General features: G+C 68.1%; 22 protein-coding genes. 11 read left to right on the top strand and 11 right to left on the bottom strand.

Features of this window, described 5'->3' with window-relative positions; genetic code table 11:
* Positions 1 to 56: 56 nt before the first annotated feature.
* Complete coding sequence (locus VQ042_RS05195) at positions 57 to 1,019, bottom strand: aldose epimerase family protein (RefSeq protein WP_331816287.1); 963 nt, start codon at positions 1,017 to 1,019, stop codon at positions 57 to 59.
* 180 nt (positions 1,020 to 1,199) lie between these two features.
* Positions 1,200 to 1,691 carry a MarR family winged helix-turn-helix transcriptional regulator gene (locus VQ042_RS05190; protein WP_331816285.1) on the bottom strand — a complete coding sequence of 164 codons (492 nt, stop codon included), beginning with the start codon at positions 1,689 to 1,691 and terminating at the stop codon, positions 1,200 to 1,202.
* Positions 1,692 to 1,963: 272 nt separating this feature from the next.
* Between VQ042_RS05190 and VQ042_RS05185 the strand changes: the two genes are divergently transcribed.
* Positions 1,964 to 2,374 carry a dihydrofolate reductase gene (locus VQ042_RS05185; protein ID WP_331816283.1) on the top strand — a complete coding sequence of 137 codons (411 nt, stop codon included), beginning with the start codon at positions 1,964 to 1,966 and terminating at the stop codon, positions 2,372 to 2,374.
* Positions 2,375 to 2,434: 60 nt separating this feature from the next.
* Here the strand turns inward: VQ042_RS05185 and VQ042_RS05180 are convergent, their stop codons facing one another.
* The 3 genes from VQ042_RS05180 to pabB are packed head-to-tail and all read right to left on the bottom strand — an operon-like array spanning position 2,435 to position 5,272.
* On the bottom strand, positions 2,435 to 3,295 hold the full coding sequence (locus VQ042_RS05180; protein WP_331816281.1) for an aminotransferase class IV: 861 nt from the start codon (positions 3,293 to 3,295) through the stop codon (positions 2,435 to 2,437).
* Entirely contained in the window at positions 3,276 to 3,872 is a 597-nt protein-coding gene (locus VQ042_RS05175; protein WP_331816279.1) for an anthranilate synthase component II, read from the bottom strand. The genes VQ042_RS05180 and VQ042_RS05175 overlap by 20 nt, the downstream gene beginning before the upstream one ends.
* On the bottom strand, positions 3,869 to 5,272 hold the full coding sequence (pabB, locus tag VQ042_RS05170) for an aminodeoxychorismate synthase component I (protein WP_331816341.1): 1,404 nt from the start codon (positions 5,270 to 5,272) through the stop codon (positions 3,869 to 3,871). Before pabB ends, VQ042_RS05175 begins: the two co-directional genes overlap by 4 nt.
* A 162-nt stretch (positions 5,273 to 5,434) precedes the next feature.
* On the opposite strand from pabB, the gene VQ042_RS05165 reads away from it, so the two are divergent.
* The 3 genes from VQ042_RS05165 (at position 5,435) to VQ042_RS05155 (ending at position 8,213) form a co-directional block, all read left to right on the top strand.
* Positions 5,435 to 5,728 carry a hypothetical protein gene (locus VQ042_RS05165; protein ID WP_331816277.1) on the top strand — a complete coding sequence of 98 codons (294 nt, stop codon included), beginning with the start codon at positions 5,435 to 5,437 and terminating at the stop codon, positions 5,726 to 5,728.
* Between the two features lie 207 nt (positions 5,729 to 5,935).
* Positions 5,936 to 7,192: an NAD(P)/FAD-dependent oxidoreductase gene (locus tag VQ042_RS05160; protein WP_331816339.1), complete on the top strand. Its 1,257-nt coding sequence runs from the start codon at positions 5,936 to 5,938 to the stop codon at positions 7,190 to 7,192.
* A 19-nt stretch (positions 7,193 to 7,211) separates the two neighbouring features.
* The gene (locus VQ042_RS05155; RefSeq protein WP_331816275.1) at positions 7,212 to 8,213 is read left to right on the top strand and encodes a 4-hydroxyproline epimerase; all 1,002 of its coding nucleotides are present in this window, start codon (positions 7,212 to 7,214) and stop codon (positions 8,211 to 8,213) included.
* Between the two features lie 80 nt (positions 8,214 to 8,293).
* Here the strand turns inward: VQ042_RS05155 and VQ042_RS05150 are convergent, their stop codons facing one another.
* Entirely contained in the window at positions 8,294 to 8,788 is a 495-nt protein-coding gene (locus VQ042_RS05150) for a YciE/YciF ferroxidase family protein (protein ID WP_331816273.1), read from the bottom strand.
* Positions 8,789 to 8,985: 197 nt separating this feature from the next.
* On the opposite strand from VQ042_RS05150, the gene VQ042_RS05145 reads away from it, so the two are divergent.
* Positions 8,986 to 10,341, top strand: a complete 1,356-nt coding sequence (locus VQ042_RS05145) for an ActS/PrrB/RegB family redox-sensitive histidine kinase (protein WP_331816271.1) — start codon at positions 8,986 to 8,988, stop codon at positions 10,339 to 10,341.
* A gap of 125 nt (positions 10,342 to 10,466) precedes the next feature.
* Complete coding sequence (locus VQ042_RS05140; protein ID WP_331816269.1) at positions 10,467 to 11,042, top strand: ActR/PrrA/RegA family redox response regulator transcription factor; 576 nt, start codon at positions 10,467 to 10,469, stop codon at positions 11,040 to 11,042.
* Between the two features lie 33 nt (positions 11,043 to 11,075).
* On the opposite strand, the gene VQ042_RS05135 is transcribed toward VQ042_RS05140, so the two are convergent.
* On the bottom strand, positions 11,076 to 11,585 hold the full coding sequence (locus VQ042_RS05135) for an MmcB family DNA repair protein (protein ID WP_331816267.1): 510 nt from the start codon (positions 11,583 to 11,585) through the stop codon (positions 11,076 to 11,078).
* 138 nt (positions 11,586 to 11,723) lie between these two features.
* Positions 11,724 to 12,122: a MerR family transcriptional regulator gene (locus VQ042_RS05130; RefSeq protein WP_331816265.1), complete on the bottom strand. Its 399-nt coding sequence runs from the start codon at positions 12,120 to 12,122 to the stop codon at positions 11,724 to 11,726.
* A 246-nt stretch (positions 12,123 to 12,368) separates the two neighbouring features.
* Between VQ042_RS05130 and VQ042_RS05125 the strand changes: the two genes are divergently transcribed.
* Positions 12,369 to 13,094, top strand: coding sequence for a L,D-transpeptidase (locus tag VQ042_RS05125; RefSeq protein WP_331816263.1), 726 nt, complete (start codon positions 12,369 to 12,371; stop codon positions 13,092 to 13,094).
* A gap of 138 nt (positions 13,095 to 13,232) precedes the next feature.
* Here VQ042_RS05125 and VQ042_RS05120 read toward each other — a convergent pair whose 3' ends face one another.
* From VQ042_RS05120 to VQ042_RS05110, 3 genes are all read right to left on the bottom strand, one after another.
* A complete protein-coding gene (locus VQ042_RS05120; protein ID WP_331816261.1) occupies positions 13,233 to 13,904 on the bottom strand; it encodes a ceramidase domain-containing protein in 672 nt (223 codons plus the stop codon).
* A 24-nt stretch (positions 13,905 to 13,928) separates the two neighbouring features.
* Positions 13,929 to 14,339, bottom strand: coding sequence for a VOC family protein (locus VQ042_RS05115; RefSeq protein WP_331816259.1), 411 nt, complete (start codon positions 14,337 to 14,339; stop codon positions 13,929 to 13,931).
* A gap of 119 nt (positions 14,340 to 14,458) precedes the next feature.
* Complete coding sequence (locus VQ042_RS05110) at positions 14,459 to 14,902, bottom strand: YqaA family protein (protein WP_331816257.1); 444 nt, start codon at positions 14,900 to 14,902, stop codon at positions 14,459 to 14,461.
* 167 nt (positions 14,903 to 15,069) lie between these two features.
* Here VQ042_RS05110 and VQ042_RS05105 point away from each other — a divergent pair, with 167 nt between their 5' ends.
* The 4 genes from VQ042_RS05105 to trpB all read left to right on the top strand — a co-directional run bounded on the left by VQ042_RS05105 (position 15,070) and on the right by trpB (position 18,405).
* On the top strand, positions 15,070 to 15,501 hold the full coding sequence (locus tag VQ042_RS05105) for a DUF2852 domain-containing protein (protein WP_331816255.1): 432 nt from the start codon (positions 15,070 to 15,072) through the stop codon (positions 15,499 to 15,501).
* Between the two features lie 113 nt (positions 15,502 to 15,614).
* Positions 15,615 to 16,409 (top strand): M48 family metallopeptidase, encoded by a 795-nt coding sequence (locus VQ042_RS05100; protein WP_331816253.1) that lies wholly within the window; start codon positions 15,615 to 15,617, stop codon positions 16,407 to 16,409.
* A gap of 92 nt (positions 16,410 to 16,501) precedes the next feature.
* Entirely contained in the window at positions 16,502 to 17,188 is a 687-nt protein-coding gene (locus tag VQ042_RS05095) for a phosphoribosylanthranilate isomerase (RefSeq protein ID WP_331816251.1), read from the top strand.
* The gene (trpB, locus tag VQ042_RS05090) at positions 17,185 to 18,405 is read left to right on the top strand and encodes a tryptophan synthase subunit beta (protein ID WP_331816249.1); all 1,221 of its coding nucleotides are present in this window, start codon (positions 17,185 to 17,187) and stop codon (positions 18,403 to 18,405) included. Before VQ042_RS05095 ends, trpB begins: the two co-directional genes overlap by 4 nt.
* Positions 18,406 to 18,457 lie beyond the last annotated feature (52 nt).

The raw sequence follows: 18,457 nt of genomic DNA, 5'->3' as shown, positions 1-18,457 counted from the left end.
GGTGCGAGCCGTATCGAACCGGTGAATGAAGGCTTTCGGCGGCGACTGTTGCGCCGTCAGCCGCCGGAGAACCGGTAGAGGCTGTGGTGGCGGTAGGTGTCTCCCGGCTGCAGACGCACCTGAGGGAAGTCCGGGCGGTTCGGCGAATCCGGCCAGCCCTGCGGCTCCAGAGCCAGGGCAGACCGGCTGACGATCGGCCTGCCGCCGTGGCCGACGATCGATCCGTCGAGCTTGGCGCCGTCATAGACCTGAAGACCGGGTTCGGTCGTCGACACGGTGAGGGCGATGCCGCTCGTCTCGGCCTCAAGCCGGGCACAGAAGCGCGGCTCCGGCGATGGTGCGCTGCCCAGGCAAAAATTGTGGTCGAGCGGATCGGGCGCCTCGCCCACTGGCTTGCCCGCGCGAAAATCGAAGGCCGTGCCTTCGACCGGGTCGACGCTGCCGGTCGGCAGGGCGTCTACGTCGATCGGCAGGTAGCGGTCGGAGGCCAGAGTCAGGCGATGGCCGCGAATGTCGTCGCTGCCGTCGAGGTTGAAGTAGAAGTGCGTCGTCAGGTTCACCAGGGTCGGGCGGTCGGTCGTGGCCTCGTAGGTCACCGAGAGCGTGCAATCCGGCAGGATCGCAAAGCGCGCTGTCACCCGGATCTCGCCGGGATAGCCCTCGTCGCCATCGGCCGAGACGAGGGCCAGCGTCACCGCATCCGGCCCACGGTCGACGATGGACCAAGGCCGGGTGGAGAAGCCGCCGGGGCCGCCATGCAGATGGTTCGGCCCGTCATTGCAGGCCAACTCATGGGGACGGCCTTCCAGGGTGAAGCGTCCGGCGGCGATCCTGTTGGCGAAGCGGCCGATCGTGCCGCCGAGATACTCCCGATTGCCGGCGGAGTAATGTTCAAGGTCGGCAGCGCCGACGACCAGCGAATGGTCGTGCCCGACGAGATGGACTGCCCGGACCGCCGCCCCGGCGGTGACGATCTCGGCGCTGAGGCCATCCTTGGCGATCGTCACGATCTCGGTCATCGGCGCCATCCTTTCCGCAGCCGGTCGACCCGACCCCGGCGGAATAGGCAGTGCGGAAGCGCGCGTCAATCACGCGTCAGCGGGACCTGCTGCACCGGCCCGGCTACGGGAATCCATTGTCGCAAGGTCGCTGCGGAGAATAAACAACCCGCAGCGTCCTTGGGCGTCCTGCCGGGCGTTTCAGCGCAGGCGCCGCAGCTTCTGGGCAAGAAGATCGCCGGTGCGCGCCAGAGAACCCTGCAGGACCTCCAGTTCCTCCTCCGACAGGGAATGGGCAAGATCGACCTCGAGCCGCTGCCAGACCCCCCGCACGGTCGCCTGCACGCGCTCGCCATCGGATGTGAGATGCACCATGGTCCGCCGCGCGTCGGAACTGTTGGTCGAGCGTTCGACCAGTCCCTTTTCGATCAGCCGGTCGAGCATCTTGGAGACGGTGGAGGGCCGGACGCAGAGCTGCGCCGCCAGCGCCGAAACGCTGACCGGCGCCAGCGGATCGAGCTGGTCCAGAAGCTGATCCTGTCCCGGATGCAATCCGATGTCAGCCAGTAGGAGTGCAAGGAAGGCCCGGGTCGACTTTGCGATCGACAGGAGCGACGGCACGAGGACCGGCATTCCGATCGCGATCGGATCGTCGGTCGGGACCGATGATGAAATCTGCGAATTTGTATCCATAGGTCCGGTTAACCGATAGTCGGCGGCCGATCCTTAAACTGGTACATGCTCCGCAAGAAAAACGCAGTGAAAAACAGCATAGCACAGATTGACGGAAGTAGCACTATTCTTTTTGGAACCGAATTGCGAGCAGCCCGTTATGGGTGGTTACTTGAACGAGCGAACGGCAGAGGGGCCGGTTTCGCCGGCACCGTAGCCGCAACCCGCCGAATCTGGCATCACGCCACGAAGGTGGCGAGCCGTCGGGGCGCAGCGAACGGGGAGCGGGGCGAATGCCGGACGTCAGGGTCATCTGTGCCATCGGCCGGAGCGGGCAGCTCGGCCTGAACGGAGGCATGCCCTGGGAGGGTCGGCCCGAGCGGGTCTATACCGAAGACGTCGAGCGGTTCTTCGAGATCACGCGGGGCCATGTCCTGATCGCCGGTCCGAAGACCGTGGCGTCCTTTCCCGATTTCGCCCGCAAGGATCACACCATCGTGGAGATCCGCTCCTCCGACGATCCGGAGGCGGTGCTCGCCAGCTTCGCCGACCGGGTGGTCTATGTCGGCGGCGGACCGGCTGTCTGGGACGTCTATGCGAAATATGTCCGGCACTGGGACATCAACACGCTGCCCTATGACGGCGAGGCCGATACCTGGTTCGATCCCGCCTGGCTGCTCGCCGGCGGCACGATGCGACGCTGAGGCCTGCGATCGATCGGTCGGCGTTCATCCCGTGTGCCAACCGGGTTTCACCATTCAGCCTCAGCCGGGCAGCTTCGCTCCGCGCGTGCGCGGATCCACCTGGCACTCATCGCCGATCGCGTCGCAAAGACCTGTCATCAGCCGGACCAGATGCGGGTCCGCCGCGTCCGGTAGCCTGTCGCCCAGGCTCGCCGGCGCGATCAGGCGGAGGCTGTTGGTCAGGAAGACCTGCCCCGTCGCCAGATCCTCGACCGTCAATGGCCGTTCGGACGCGGCAAGGCCGAATTCCGCGGCATGTCCGAGAACCCAGCCCCGCACGATCCCATCGAGGACGCCTTCGTCCAGTGGCGGCGTGGCGATCTCCTCGCCGCTCAGCACGAAGACATTGGCCAGCGCCGAACAGGCGACGCGGCCGGCGCCGTTGAGGAACAGCGCCTCGTCGGCTCCTGCCTGCTTCGCCGCATGGTTGGCGAGCACGCTGTCGAGATAAGCGAGCGATTTCACGCGCGCCGTCGGCGACGTCTCGTTGCGGCGGATGGCCGCGACCTGCAGCCGCAGCGGCGCGAACATCATGGCCGGCGCCAGCGGCGCCGAGGTGCCGAGCAGCGTCGGCTGCGGTGAGGCGGGAAGCGTCAGGCCGCGTGGGCCGGGGCCGCGGGTCAGCGTCAGGCGGATCGCGCCGTCGCCGCGTCGTGTCGCGAGCGCCGTCATCGCTCCTTCGATCGCCGCGCGTTCGGCGGGGATGGCGAGGCTGGCCGCTGCGGCCATCAGCCGGTCGAGATGCGCCGTCCGGCCGAATACGGTGCCCCCCAGGACGAGCGACGTGTCGAAGACCCCGTCGGCGAGCGTGAAGCCGCGATCGTTTGCGGCTATCGCGCCGGGCGGCGCCTCGAAGCCGCCGTTAATCCAGATCTCGTCCACGCCAACGCTCCGCCAGGGACAGGAAATTCTCGAAGATCCGTTCGCCGTGCTCGGTGAGGACGGATTCGGGATGGAACTGGACGCCCCAGGTCGGATGCGAGCGGTGGGACAGCGCCATGATCTCGCCCTCGTCCGACCGCGCGTCGACGGCGAGATGGTCCGCCATCGCCGGCGTCTCCTCCACGATCAGCGAATGATAGCGCCCGACCATGGTCGGCTGCGGCAGCCCGTCGAAGAGGTTCGCGGCGTCGTGGGAGACGCGCGAGGCCCGGCCATGCATGGGCTTCAGCGCCCGCGTGACGGTGCCGCCGAAGGCCTCGCCGACGACCTGATGGCCGAGGCAGACGCCCAGTATCGGCGTGCGGCCGGACAGGTGCCGCACCAGATCGAGCGAGATCCCGGCCTCGTGGGGGGAACAGGGACCCGGCGAGATGATCACGGCCGACGGCGCAAGGGCGTCAATCTCGGCGATCGTGATGGCGTCGTTGCGCACGACCCGGGTCTCGCCGCCCAGCCGTTCCAGATAGCGGGCGACGTTGAAGACGAAGCTGTCGTAATTGTCGAGGACGAGGATCACCGCGGGCCGTCCTCCGCCGACGCCGTGTCGTCGGCTTCGAAGGCGGCGAAGACGCGGGTCGCCTTGGTGAAGGTCTCCTCGTATTCGGCCGCCGGGTCGGACAGCACGGTAATGCCGCCGCCGGCCGACAGCCGCGCCATGCCTCTGGCGAAGCTGACGGTACGGATGGCGATGTTGAGATCCATGGCGCCGTCGAAGCCGAGATAGCCGATGGCGCCGCAATAGGGCCCGCGGGCGGTGTTCTCGATCTCGGTGATGATGTCCATGGCGCGGATCTTCGGCGCCCCGGTGATCGAGCCGCCCGGGAAGGTGGCGCCGATGAGGTCGCCGGCGGTCGTGCCGGGGCGAAGCTGCCCGGTCACCACCGAGACGAGATGATGGACCGAGGCGTAGCTCTCGAGCCCGCACAGGACCGGCACCTCGACCGACGACGCCGTGCAGACCCGCGAGATGTCGTTGCGCAGGAGGTCGACGATCATGACGTTTTCGGCCCGGTCCTTCTCCGAGGCCAGCAGCGCTTCGGCGAGCGCCCTGTCCTCGACCGGGTCCGGCGAGCGTTTCGCCGTGCCCTTGATCGGACGGGTCTCGACCATGTCGCCATCGCGCTTCAGGAAGCGTTCCGGCGAAGAGGAGGCGATGGCAAGACCGTCATGCTCCAGATAGGCGCCGAAGGGCGCCGCGTTGGTCCGGCGCAGCCGCAGATAGAGCCCGAATGGGTCGAAGTCGTCGGGCAATGCCGCGCGGAAGGTCTGCGCGACATTCGCCTGATAGATGTCGCCGGCCAGGATGTAGTCCCGCACCCGCTGGATCGCCGCGCGGTAGTCGTCGGCGAAGAAATTCGATCGCCAGTCGAGGCCGCCCGGCCGTGCCCCGATGCCGGGAGGGGGCGCCTCGCGTTCGAGCGCGGCCCGAAAGCGGGCGATCCGGGCACGCGCCGACCCGTCATCCGTCTCTCCCGCGCGGCGCGCGCCGATCAGGAAGGCGCGGTCCTCGGCCAGGTCGCAGGCCAGGACCGTGTCGTAGAGATCGAACCGCAGGCTGGGCTGCGCCGGATCCAGATCGGCGGGCGCGGTCAGCCGCTCCAGATGGCGGGCAAATTCGTAGCCGATGAAGCCGACCGCGCCGCCCTGGAAGGGCGGTAGACCGGGCACCGTCGGCTGGCGATGCTGCGCCAGCACCGCGTCGAGCGCAGCCAGGGGTGCCCCTTCCAGTCGGCGGTCATCCAGCATGGCGCCTTCGCCATCCACCGTGAAGGCAGCGAAGGGTGCGGCGGCGACGTAGGAATAGCGCCCCAGCGTCTCGTGCCGCATGGCGCTGTCGAGATACGCCAGCCCGCCGAGAGGCCTCAGCCGGGCCGCCGCGATCTCCGGCGCAAGGGGGGCGATCTCGTCATACACCATGCCCGGCAGATGCCCTGATCCGTGCGTGCCCGTCAAACCGGTTTCGGAAAGACAGGCGTGCCGCCTTGCAGCGGCTGGCCGGGCCCGCGCGGCTCGCCACTGGCGCGCGCCTTCGCGGGCGCCATCTATCGATCCAGCCCCTTCATGATTCGGAGATGCGTGATGCGATCCGCCCTTCTTCTGGTTGCCGTGCTTGCCGGCGTAGCCGGCTGCAACAGCAGCGCCCCCTATCCCAACGACTCGCCCATCGTCGGCGCGCGTGTCTCGGCCAATCCCAATCCGCGCGGTTCGGAGGCGTTCTGCCGACAATATGCCCGCCAGACCGCGGGCAACAGCTACGAGAACCGCATCGATCGCAGCGAGGACGGGTTCGGCATCCGCGCGCTGACGCGTCAGCAGGCGCTCGACCAGGGCGAGGCGGCCTATCGCCGTTGCCGTGCCGGCCGCACGGGCTGAGATCACACAGGACCGACATTGCCTGACGGCGTGACGGCGCTGCGTCGCGCCCTTGTGCATCGCAAGGTCTTCCGTCATCGCTAGTGCAGGTGATCGGGGCCGCTCGTGCCCCGCTGTCGTGATGCGGACGGAGTGAAGACCATGCGGAGCGGTGCCCAGCCTGCCGAGCCTGGGCTGACAATGGCAGGAAAGCGGCTGACAGGCAGCATGAACGGCAAGGAAGCGGACGCGGATGTCGCGGTCATCGGCGCGGGGATCGTCGGCATTACCGCCGCCTTCGCATTGCAGGAGCGCGGTCTGTCTGTCGTCCTGGTCGAGCGCGGCGAGGTGGCCCATGGCGCCAGCTTCGGCAATGCAGGGGCGTTTGCATTCAGCGATGTCATGCCGCTGGCCTCTCCGGGCATCATGCGCAAGGCGCCGCGCTGGCTGCTCGATCCCCTGGGGCCGCTGAGCGTGCCGCCGGCCTATCTGCCGACCATCGCGCCCTGGCTGTTCCGCTTCTGGCGCGCCAGCCGCCCGGCCGCATTTGCCAGGAGCTTCGCCGCGCAGGTGGCGATGATGGATCTAGCAAGCACCGAGACCCGGCGGCTGGTCGCCATGGCCGGGCTCGACGCGATGCTGCGCTCCGACGGCGCGCTGGAGCTTTACGAAAGCCGCGCCGAATTCGAGGCGTCGCTGCCGTCCTGGCGGGCCCGTGCGGCCGCACGCATCGGGTTCCGCCATCTGGAAGGCGCGGCCATCGCCGAGCTGCAGCCGGGTCTGTCGCCAATCTTCACCCACGCGACCTTCGTGCCCGGCTGGCAGTCGATCGCGGACCCCTACGACTACGCCAGGGCGCTGGCCGACCGTGTCGTCGAAGGGGGCGGGCGGATCGTGCGCGCCGAGGTGACGGGCATCGCGCCCGCTGCCGACGGCGTGCGACTGGCGCTGGCGGACGGCGCCGGCGTTTCGGTGCGCCATGCGATCGTCGCCGGCGGCGCCTGGTCGAAGCCGCTCGCCGCATCGCTCGGGGACCGGCTGCCGCTGGAAACCGAGCGCGGCTACAACACGACACTGCCGCCAGGCGCCTTCGACCTGAAGCGGCAACTGACGTTCCCTGGTCATGGCTTCGTGGTAAGCCGGCTGACATCCGGCATCCGTGTCGGCGGCGCCGTCGAACTCGGCGGCCTGCGTCGCCCGCCGGATTACCGCCGCGCCGCCAACATGCTGGCCATGGCCAGGCGCTTCCTGCCGGGCCTCGACACCGAAGGCGGCCGGCAGTGGATGGGATTTCGCCCATCCATGCCCGATTCCCTGCCGGTGATCGGCGTCGCTGCGGCGAGCGACCGGGTCGTCTATGCCTTCGGCCACGGCCATCTCGGCCTGACCCAGTCGGCGGCGACCGCGCGCATCCTTGCCGATCTCGTCACCGGCGCGCCCCCGCCGATCAACATCGCGGCCTTTTCGCCCCGCCGCTTCGACTGACCCGCCACCGGAGACCTTCATGGCACGCCACAGCTTCTTCTGCCTCGACGGCCACACTTGCGGCAATCCGGTCCGGCTCGTCGCCGGCGGTGGCCCGTTCCTGTCCGGCGCCACGATGATCGAGAAGCGGGCGCACTTCATGGCGGAATACGACTGGATCCGCACCGGCCTGATGTTCGAGCCGCGCGGCCACGACATGATGTCCGGCGCGATCCTGTATCCGCCGACGCGGGACGATTGCGACGTGGCGGTGCTGTATATCGAGACCTCCGGCTGCCTGCCCATGTGCGGCCACGGCACCATCGGTACGGTGACCATGGCGCTGGAGCACGGGCTGGTGACGCCGAGGGAGCCGGGCGTGCTGAGGCTCGATACGCCGGCCGGCGTCGTCACCTGCCGCTACCGCGAGGAGAACGGCTTCGTGGAAGAGGTGCGGCTGACCAATGTGCCGGCGTTCCTGCATGCCGAAGGCATCGAGGTCGACTGTCCCGGTCTCGGCCCGCTGAAGGTGGACATCGCCTATGGCGGAAATTTCTACGCCATCGTCGATCCGCAGGAGAACTTCCGCGACATGGCCGACTTCACAGCGTCCGAGCTCGTCGCCCTGTCCGGCCCGCTGCGGGCCGCACTGAACGCGGCCCATGACTTCGTGCATCCCGAAACGCCCGCCATCCAGGGCCTGCGGCACGTATTGTGGGCCGGCGAGCCGACGGTGGAGGGGGCGACGGCCCGCAACGCGGTGTTCTACGGCGACAAGGCGATCGACCGCAGCCCGTGCGGCACCGGCACCTCGGCGCGCATGGCGCAATGGGCAGCGAAGGGGCGCCTCGCGCCCGGCGACGCCTTCGTCCACGAAAGCATCATCGGGTCGCTGTTCCACGGCCGGGTCGAGACGGCCACGCAGGTGGGCGGCAAGCCAGCCATCGTGCCGTCCGTCGCCGGCTGGGCGCGTCTGACCGGCCTCAACACCATCTTCATCGACGATCGCGATCCGTTCCGCCACGGCTTCCAGGTGCTGTAGGGATATCGCGAAAAGGCCGCCGGCGTTTCGCGCCGACGGCCTTCGATCATTCGAGGCATCACGGCCTCGGCACGCTACCCTCAGGCAGCGGCCTTGTTGATGCCGCCGGTGGCGATCTGGGTCATCGTCTTGTCGCCGTGATAGGTGGCGTCCAGGCACTTCTGCAGCTTGTGCGCATCGTCCTTGAGGTCGAGGCGCTCGGCGAAGGCCGTCAGGCAGCCATAGCCGGCGATCGCGTAATGGGCCATGCGCTGATACTGGGTGATGATCATCGCGTCCCGAGCGTCGGGATCGGTGATGTCCTCCTCGATGCCGTGGGAGCGTGCCTCCTTCACGAGGCCCTCCATGCCCTTGCAGAACTCGCCCGAGGGATCGGCGCCATGGGCGGTGATGATCTCCTTGAGCGTGGCCATTCCCTCCTCGATCCCGGCAACACCGGCCTCGAGCGCGCTCTTCAGGTCGCCGTCGGTGGCGACACCTGCCAGTTCGCGGGTGACCTTGGCGGACTGCTTGCAGGCACTGTGGATGTCCTGCAGCTGGTCGATGTAGATGTCCTTGAGATTGGCGAGAGCCATGATGCGTCCCTTCCGTCTTGTTTCATCGCGCCTTGGCGCTTCGGGAGGGTAAGCGTCGAGGCGGGCCCGGCGTTCCATGCGCGGCACTTGGTCTCGCCCGCCGGAGCGCCCGTGCGGCTTTGCCCACTTTCGGCGGAGCGGGCGACAGGTTAGACGGTAAGCCTCCGATTTCCTTTCGAGAATGGCTGCATCCGATCATGGACCAGGCAACCCGTTCCAGTTTCGACCTGCGCCTGCCGGCCTTCGTGACCATGATGCGCGAGAGCCAGCGGCTGCGTCTGGCGACGCTCGTGCGGCTGCGCTGGCTCTCCGTCGCCGGTCAGACCGCGGCCTGCGTCTTCGTCGCGTGGGGCCTGTGGTGGCCGTTTCCGATCATCACCTGCCTGGCGCTGATCGCCGCCTCGGTGGCGCTGAACATCTATCTGACGGTCAGCTTTCCGGCGAGCCGCCGCCTGTCGTCCACCGCAGCAGCCGGGGTGCTGACCTTCGATATCCTGCAACCCACCGGCCTCCTGTTCCTCACCGGCGGCATCGAGAACCCCTTTACGGTCTTCCTGGTGGTGCCCTCGATCATCGCCTCGGCGACGCAGCCGCCGCTGACGACGGTAGGCCTGGGGCTTCTGGCGGTGGTCTGCACGACGGTGCTGGCCTTCTTCCACATGCCGGTGCCCTGGCCGGACGGCCACTCGCTGGACCTGCCGATCTCCTATGTGGGCGGGCTGTGGTTCGCGATCGTCACCACCCTGGTCTTCTCCTCGATCTATATCTACCGCGTGGCCGCCGAGTCGCGCGCTCTGGCCGATGCCCTGAGCGCCACCGAACTGGTCCTGCAGCGCGAGCAGCATCTGTCGGCACTGGACGGCCTCGCCGCTGCCGCCGCCCACGAGCTGGGCACGCCGCTGGCGACCATCGCCCTCGTCGCCAAGGAGATGGGCCGCTCGGTGCCGGCCGACGATCCGCAGCGCGAGGATGTCGACCTTCTGGTCGAGCAGTCCGAGCGCTGCCGCACGATCCTGCGCCAGCTCAGCTCCCTGTCCTCGTCCAGCGAGACACATCTCGCCCGGCTGTCGGTGATGTCGCTGATCGACGAGGTTGCCGAGCCCCATCGCAATTTCGGCGTCGCGCTGAAGGTCGAGACGGTGGAGCGCGCCGGCGCCGAGCCCGTTGCCCGACGCAACGCCGGCATCGTCTATGGCCTCGGCAACATCGTCGAGAACGCCGTCGACTTCGCCGACAGCGAGGTGACGATCCGCGCCGGCTGGAGCGACAGCCACGTGTATGTCGAGGTGCTGGACGACGGGCCCGGCTTCTCGCCGGAAATCCTCGACCGCATCGGCGATCCCTACATGTCCGACCGCGAGACGACGGAGCGCAAGGCGGGCGGCGGGCTGGGTCTCGGGCTGTTCATCGCCAAGACGCTGCTGGAGCGCTCGGGCGCGACGATCGCCTTCGCCAATCGCGAGACCCGGGGCCGCGCCGCCAAAGGGGCCGCCGTGGTGATTTCCTGGCCGCGGGACGTGTTCCTGTCGAACCGCCCGGCCAGCCGCGACTGACGGGACGGCGGATCTGCCCTGATGCGTACTTCGGTCGCATGCCGCAGGCCCGTTTCTGCAGTGGTGCGCGGTTGAACCCTGCCCCGGCACGCGCCATTTCCCCAACCAACCGGAAAGGAACGCTGATGTTGACCGAAGAGGTTGTTGCCACGCCGGAGCGGCCGTTTCTACCGCAGGGGGATCGATCCCTGCTCCTGGTCGATGACGACCGGCCATTTCTGCAACGCATGAGCCGCGCGCTGGAACAGCGCGGATTCGACGTCGTGACAGCCGAAAGCGTCGAGGAAGGGCTCGCAGCCCTGCGCCAGTCGGCGCCTGCCTGTGCGGTGGTCGACATGCGGCTGGCCGACGGCAACGGCCTCGACGTGATCGCCGCGCTGCAGCGCGCCCGCGAGGATGCCCGGGTGGTGGTGCTGACCGGCTATGGCAACATCGCCACTGCCGTGACCGCCGTGAAGCTCGGCGCCATCGACTACCTCGCCAAGCCAGCCGATGCCGACGAAGTGATCGCCGCGCTCAGCCGCAAGGCGGGCGACCGGGCCGAACCACCGGAGAACCCGATGTCGGCCGACCGGGTGCGCTGGGAGCATATCCAGCGGGTCTACGAATTGTGCGACCGCAACGTCTCGGAAACCGCGCGCCGCCTGTCCATGCACCGGCGAACACTGCAGCGGATCCTGGCCAAGCGCGCCCCGCGCTGAGCGGGCAGTTCGCACGCAAGACACGGGGGCGGGTCAGTCCGCCTCCGACTCGCCGGTCATCCCGGTCATGAACGGGTTGGCCGCCCATTCCGCCTGCACCAGGCGGTCGGCCGCCAGCCGCGCAAAGCGCAATGTCAGTGCCTTGCGGGTGGCTGCCGCGATGCGATCCTCCGGCGCCTCGCGCAGGATCTCCGCCCCATAGCCATCCGACACGATCAGGCCGCAGCTGTCTGGAAAGATCTCCACCGGCACCCCCGGATGCGTGGCGAAGAACAGCCGGTCGCAATGCTGCAGGTAGTCCGGCCATTTCCGGTCGACCCGAAAATCCTCGATCGAGGTCTTGATCTCGATGATGGTGATCTCGCTCTTTTCCGACAGGCAGACGAGGTCCGCCCGGCGGCCCGATGCCAGCGGCATCTCGGGCAGCAGCGACACCTTGCGCGCCAGCATCAGGCGCTGCACGCCCCGGCGCACCATCATCGCGCGTTCGGACTGGCGTCCGTCGACCAGGGGATCGAAGGGGAACGGGGAAACGATCGGCATGGGGTCAAGGCTAGCCGAGCCGGCGGGTGCGCGGCAAGCAAAAACGTGAACAAATCATAAACGCGGGGGCGGCCGGGGGACAGGTTCGCCCCCAAGCCGCGTTTTCGCGGAATGCAGTCAGCCGGTCCGGTGGGGCCGTCAGCCGTTCGGCCGGTCGCCGGAGATCTCCTCCAGGATCGGGCAGTCGGGTCCGCCACCGCCCTGGCATCGCTCGCTGAGGTCGGCGAGCGCGCGCTTCAGCGATTGCAGCTCGGCGATCTTGCGGTCGATCTCGGCCATGCGGCGGCTGGCCATGGACTTGACGTCCTCGCTGCGCCGCCCCTCGTCCTCGTAGAGCGAAAGCAATCGCCGCGCTTCCTCGATGGTGAAGCCGAGCGAGCGCGAGCGCTGCAGGAATCGCAGCATGTGCACGTCGCGGTCGCCGTAATTGCGATAGCCATTGATCGCCCGGGATGGCTTCACCAGCCCGACTTCTTCGTAATAGCGGATCGTCTTGGGCGGGAGACCGGACAGCCGGGACGCCTCTCCGATATTCATCAGAAGCCCTCGTAGGTAATGGTTGCGAACGTCCCTTCCTGTCACTGAAATGTCGCAGCGGCCGAAGCCGTCAACTGTCACCCGGCGGCAACAAAGGCTCTGTTAACCAACGCCGTGGTTTCATCTCGTATTGCCTGACGGATGGACGCGGACTAACGAGGAGACGGCTACAGATGGTCGGCGCCTCAATGGTGCGCGGTTCGTTCGGCGGACCGATCCCATCCCACCCCGAACATGGCATTTTCGATGACGAGCAAACGATTCCTTCTTCTCGGCGCCGCGGTCCTGTCGCTGGCCGTGGCCGGCGGCTGCGCAAGCAGCCAGCGCGCGTCTCTGGCGCCGTCCGGGGTATCGGCCTACACCGCGCCGACCAACCTGCCGAACGAGGGCAGCCTCGGTGCCACCTCGGCACTGGGCTATTCCGCGGTCGTCGATGAAGGCTATGCGCTGCCCGCGATCCCGACCGACAAGATCGATCCGGAATATCTGCGTCAGCGCGTCTCCTTCCCGGAAGGCCGCGAATATGAGCTGGGCACGGTCGTCGTCGATACGCCGAACCGCTTCCTTTATGTCGTCGAGGCCGACGGCATGGCCATGCGCTACGGCATCGGCGTCGGTCGCGCCGGCTTCTCCTGGGCCGGCGACGCGAACATCCGCGCCAAGCGCTCCTGGCCGAAATGGTTTCCGCCGGCCGAGATGATCGATCGCAAGCCGGATCTCGAGCCCTATCGCGACGGCATGGATCCGGGCCTGACCAATCCGCTCGGCGCCCGTGCGCTGTATCTCTACCAGGGCGGTAAGGACACGTTGTTCCGCCTGCACGGCACGCCCGAATGGTGGACGATCGGCACCGCCGCTTCGTCGGGCTGCATCCGTCTGATGAACCAGGACATCATCGACCTCTATGAACGCGTCCCGATGGATGCGCGCGTCGTGGTCAAGCAGGGCAAGGAACGTCTCGCCGCCCGCTGATCGCGGCGTCTTTCCTCCGGCGATCGGTCGCCGGACACCAGTTACAGGGCGGGGGACCGCCAGGGCCGGATGCTTCGGGGGAGGCGTCCGGCCTTTTTTCGTCCGGTCGGCGATGCGCGAACGGCGTTGGCGCCAAGCTCAACCGTTGGACGCGGCTGTCGCAGGCTGGCCGCCGCGTGTCCTGGTCGTTGCCGCCAGCAGCAGCTTCAGTGTCGCGGCGTTGAGGATGTGCCAGAAGACATGCGTGCCGGTCGGCCATGCGGCGCAAAGCGGCGCGTCGGCCATCCGCATGCCCAGCGAGACCGTGAAGACCATCCCAGCCGCCAAGACGAGCGGACCGGCGCCATGGCCGGTGGCGACCAGGTAGCTGCCGATGCCGAGCATGGCGAGAAGCGCCGGCACGTAGCCCGCCGACGAACCGACGAGCCCGGCCAGGAACGGCTCCGACAGGATCGAGGCGACCAGGAACCCGGCCGTGCCCAGCCCGGCCACCCATCGGCCAAGCCCGACGAGGCGGAGCAGGGCGAGGAAGAAATAGGCGTAGATGAAGAGGGCGATCGGCAGGACGTCGGCCAGGCTCGACCAGCGGTTGGCGAATGTGTGGAACAGGAACGATCCGACGCCGATGACCGCGACGAGACAGGAGAGCAGGAACAGCGGCCGGTCGGATCGACCGGTACGGCGCCACAGGGCGAGGCCGATGGCCGCTGCCAGCAGGAATGCGAGATTGGACAGCGCGTTCAGCGGCTCGGCCCAGAAACCGTCTCCCAGCCGTTCGCAATAGGCGTCGATCGGTTGCGTCCAGTCCATGGCCGCGCGCGCCTCGGGCCGGGCCTACTGGCCCGTCCGCCAGGGGTCGTAGGTGCCGAAGTTCCACAGCTGCCCCTCGGGGTCGAGGCAGGAGAATTCCTTCGAGCCGTAGCCCTTCTCCTGCAGATCCACCACGATGGTCGCGCCGGCCGCCTGCACGGTCGCGTAGAGGTGGTCGACGTCCTCGACCACCAGATAGGGGCTCTGGGTGACCCGGACGCCGGTCTTCGCCGCCGCCTGCAGGGCACCGAAATCGTCGTCCCTGGCATCGCCGACCATCACCATGCCGTCGCCATGGACGAGCTCGGCATGCAGGATGCTGCCGTCGTCGGCCTCGTGGACGGCGTGGCGGCTGAAGCCCAGGGTATCGCAGAGCCAGGTGATCATCTTGCGGCAATTCTCGTAACGGATCGTGGGGATCACGGTCGATGGCATCGCGGCTCTCCCTGAGACTGAAGATAGCATCGTAATCGCGTTTCGCGATCCGGGTCATCAAAACTTCATGCCCGCCGGCCGGCCCGGTCGATGCTGGTACGCGCCGGCGCCGCCGCCCGTCAGAGGCCGGGCCAGGCCAGGGTTGCCCCCGCCACGACGGCGTAGCGGGCGAACTTGCCGATCGCCACCAGCACCGTGAAGCGCAAGAGCGGCACACGCAGCACTCCGGCGATCACCGTCAGCGCGTCGCCGCCGAGCGGCCACCAGGCCAGGAGCAGCATCCACGCCCCGTAGCGATTGAAGAACCGGGTCGCCCGGTCGAGGTGGCGTGGCGGCACCGGAAACCACCGACGGTCGGCGTAATGCAGCAGGAACCGCCCGCACACCCAGTTCACCACCGAACCCAGCGTGTTGCCGACCCCCGCAACCAGGACCAGCAGCCAGGGCTCGCCCACTCCCTCGGCCAGCAGCGCGACCAGGACGATCTCCGAGGCGCCCGGCAGCAGCGTCGCGGCGAGGAAGGCACTCCAGAACAGCCCGAGGCAGGCGACCAGGACGGTCATCGACGGGTCGTCCGTGACGGCGGAAAACGATCACGCCTGCCGATTTTCGTGGCCCGGCGATTGAACGCGGTTTCGACGCTCACCATGTTGGGGATACTGCAGTAAACATGACAAAGCCCCCGCGATGCCTGAGCGTCGCGGCCATTTTCGAAAGGAACGTGACTGCGATGACTTCGCGAGCTCTGATACGCCCGGCGTGGACGCCGGCAACGATTGCCCTGATGGTTGGTGGGTTCATGGTCTTCTGGCCTCTGGGCCTGGCGATGCTGGCCTACATTCTCTGGGGTGACCGTTTGGATGGCTTCAAGCGGGACGTCAATGAGACGACGGACCGCCTGTTCGGCGGCCTGAAGCGCGCTGGCGGGGCCACCCCCTTCGGCGCGCCGCGGACCGGCAATGTCGCCTTCGACGAATGGCGGGAGAAGGAACTCTCCCGTCTCGACGAGGAGCGCCGCCGCCTGCACGAGGCCGAGGCCGAGTTCGCCGCCTATGCGCGGGAACTGCGCCGGGCCAAGGACCAGCAGGAATTCGACCGCTTCATGGCCGACCGTGGCAACCGCCGCAATGACGGTCCGGTGGTCGACGGCCAGCCGGCCTGAACCAGACAATGTTTCCCTGCGCGTCCGGGGATCCATAAGGAAGGCGGCGGCGTCCCTCGGGCGTCGCCGCTTTTTCGTGCCGCAGCGCCGCAACGGTGTAGAATGCGATTCGCATGGCAGCGCGCGCTGCCGCCTTTTTCCGTGTCCGGCTGCCGATGTCATTCCTCTTCCCCCGCGCCAAGCCGCGCGTCACCGCGATCCCCGAGCGTCTCGATCTTGCCGGCGGCCCGGTGGCGGTCACGGTGCGGCGCAACCCGCGCGCCAAGCGGATGATCCTGCGGCTGGCCCCCGGCGCGTCCGGCATCGTGGTCACGGCGCCGCGCCAGGTATCCGGCCGGGCGATCGCTGAATTTCTGGAACGTCACAGGGGCTGGGTCGAGGAGCGCGTGGCGCGGGCGCCGGGTCAGGTGGTCGTCGCCGACGGTGCCACCATCCCGTTTCGCGGCGGGACCCTGCGCCTCGTGTCGGCGCCGGAGCGCCGCGCGTCGCGCATCGAGGTCGTCGACGATGCGGCCTGCCTTCTGGTCGGCGGCGCGCCCCAGCACTTCACCCGGCGCGTGGTCGACATGCTGAAGCGCGAGGCGCGGCAGGATCTGCAGGCGGCGGTGGACCGCCATGCCGCAACCGTGGGACTGCGCCCGCGCTCGCTGGCCCTGAAGGACACACGCAGCCGATGGGGCTCCTGCACGAGCGACCGGCGCCTGGCCTTTTCCTGGCGGATCGTCATGGCGCCACCGGAGGTGCTGGACTATCTCGCCGCCCACGAGGTGGCGCATTTTCGCGAGATGAACCATGGCGTCGCCTTCTGGGCGCTGTGTCGCGAGCTCTGCCCCGGCATGGACCACGGCCGCGACTGGCTGAAGCGCCACGGCAGCGGCCTGCACGCCATCGATTTTTCCGCCGCCTGACGCTTCGGCGCCCGGACCTGTCCTTTACAGGCCGGGGCGAGAGGCGCGATAAGGGCGCTCATAGTGCGATCCGACTTTCGGGAGTACGGCTTTTGCGAGCCTTCGACGTCAAGATCTGCGGACTGTCCACGCCCGAGACGATGGCGGCGGCGCTGGAGCGTGGGGCGAGCCATGTCGGCTTCGTGCACTTCGCCAAAAGCCCCCGGCATCTCGACATTGCGCCGATGGCCGTGCTGGTCCGCCAGGTCGCCGGTCGCGCCGAGACCGTCGTCGTCACCGTCGATCCGGACGACGCGCTGATCGAGCGCTTCGCCAGGGAGGTAAAGCCCGACTGGCTGCAGCTGCATGGCCGCGAGACGCCGGAGCGCGTGCGCGACATCAAGGCGCGCACCGGACTGAAGGTGATGAAGGCGCTGCCGGTCGCCACCGCCGCCGACCTGGCGGCGGTCGCGCCCTATCTGGGCGTCGCCGACCGCATCCTGCTCGATTCCAAGCGCCCCAAGGGCTCCGACCTGCCGGGCGGCAACGGCGTCTCCTTCGACTGGACGCTGCTATCTGCCGCCGAAGCGGGCCTTGACCCGCAAATGGGCTATATGCTCTCGGGAGGGATCGACGCCGACAACGTCGCCGACGCGCTCGCGATCGCCGATCCGTCCGGCATCGACGTCTCGTCCGGCGTCGAGAGCGCCCCCGGCATCAAAGATGTCGGCCGCATGCACCGCTTCTTCGATGCGCTGGACCGCCTTGGCGAGCCGGCGAGAAAGGCACGAATCTCGTGAACCAGCCGCTGACCCCGAATTCCTTCCGCGCCGGCCCGGACGAGGAAGGCCGCTTCGGTATCTTCGGCGGCCGCTTCGTCGCCGAAACGCTGATGCCGCTGATCCTGGATCTGCAGCAGGCCTGGGAAACGGCGCGCGTCGATCCCGAGTTCAAGGCGGAGCTTGACGGGCTCAACACCCATTACACCGGCCGTCCGTCGCCGCTTTATTTCGCCGAACGGCTGACCGAAAAGCTCGGCGGCGCAAAGATCTATTTCAAGCGCGACGAGCTGAACCACACCGGCTCGCACAAGATCAACAACTGCCTGGGCCAGATCCTGCTCGCCCGCAAGATGGGCAAGACCCGGATCATCGCCGAGACCGGCGCGGGCCAGCATGGCGTGGCGACCGCGACGGTCTGCGCCCGCTTCGGCCTGCCCTGCGTGATCTACATGGGCGCCACCGACGTCGAGCGGCAGTCGCCCAACGTCTTCCGCATGAAACTCCTGGGTGCCGAGATCGTGCCGGTCACGGCCGGCCACGGCACGCTGAAGGACGCCATGAACGAGGCGCTCCGCGACTGGGTGACCAATGTCGATTCCACCTATTACCTGATCGGCACGGCCGCCGGACCGCATCCCTATCCGGAGCTGGTGCGCGAGTTCCAGTCGGTGATCGGCAAGGAGACCCGCGAGCAGATGATGGCCGCCGAGGGGCGGTTGCCGGACATGCTGGTGGCAGCCGTCGGCGGCGGTTCCAACGCCATCGGCCTGTTCCATCCCTTCCTCGACGACAAGGACGTGGCCATCGTCGGCGTCGAGGCGGGCGGCAAGGGGCTCGACGGCGAGGAGCATTGCGCGTCGCTGACCGCCGGCTCGCCCGGCGTGCTGCATGGCAACCGCACCTATCTGCTCCAGGACGACGACGGCCAGATCAAGGAAGGCCATTCGATCTCGGCCGGCCTCGACTATCCCGGCATCGGGCCGGAGCATTCCTGGCTGAAGGATTCCGGCCGCGTCGAATATGTGCCGATCATGGACCACGAGGCCCTCGACGCCTTCCAGCTCCTGACCCGCACCGAGGGCATCATCCCGGCGCTCGAGCCGGCCCATGCCCTGGCCGAAGTGGTCAAGCGCGCCCCGACGATGGACAAGGACCAGATCATCGTCATGAATCTCTGCGGCCGCGGCGACAAGGACGTGTTCACCGCCGCCAAGCATCTGGGGGTGGAGCTTTAGGCTGCCAGCCGGGCGGCCGTCGGCCCGCCTTCCGCACCGGTCGCGACAGCCG

Source organism: Aurantimonas sp. A2-1-M11, assembly GCF_036549475.1.
Lineage (GTDB): Bacteria > Pseudomonadota > Alphaproteobacteria > Rhizobiales > Rhizobiaceae > Aurantimonas.
Note: the sequence above shows the minus strand (reverse complement) of the source record. Positions and strands in the feature narration are given on the sequence as shown.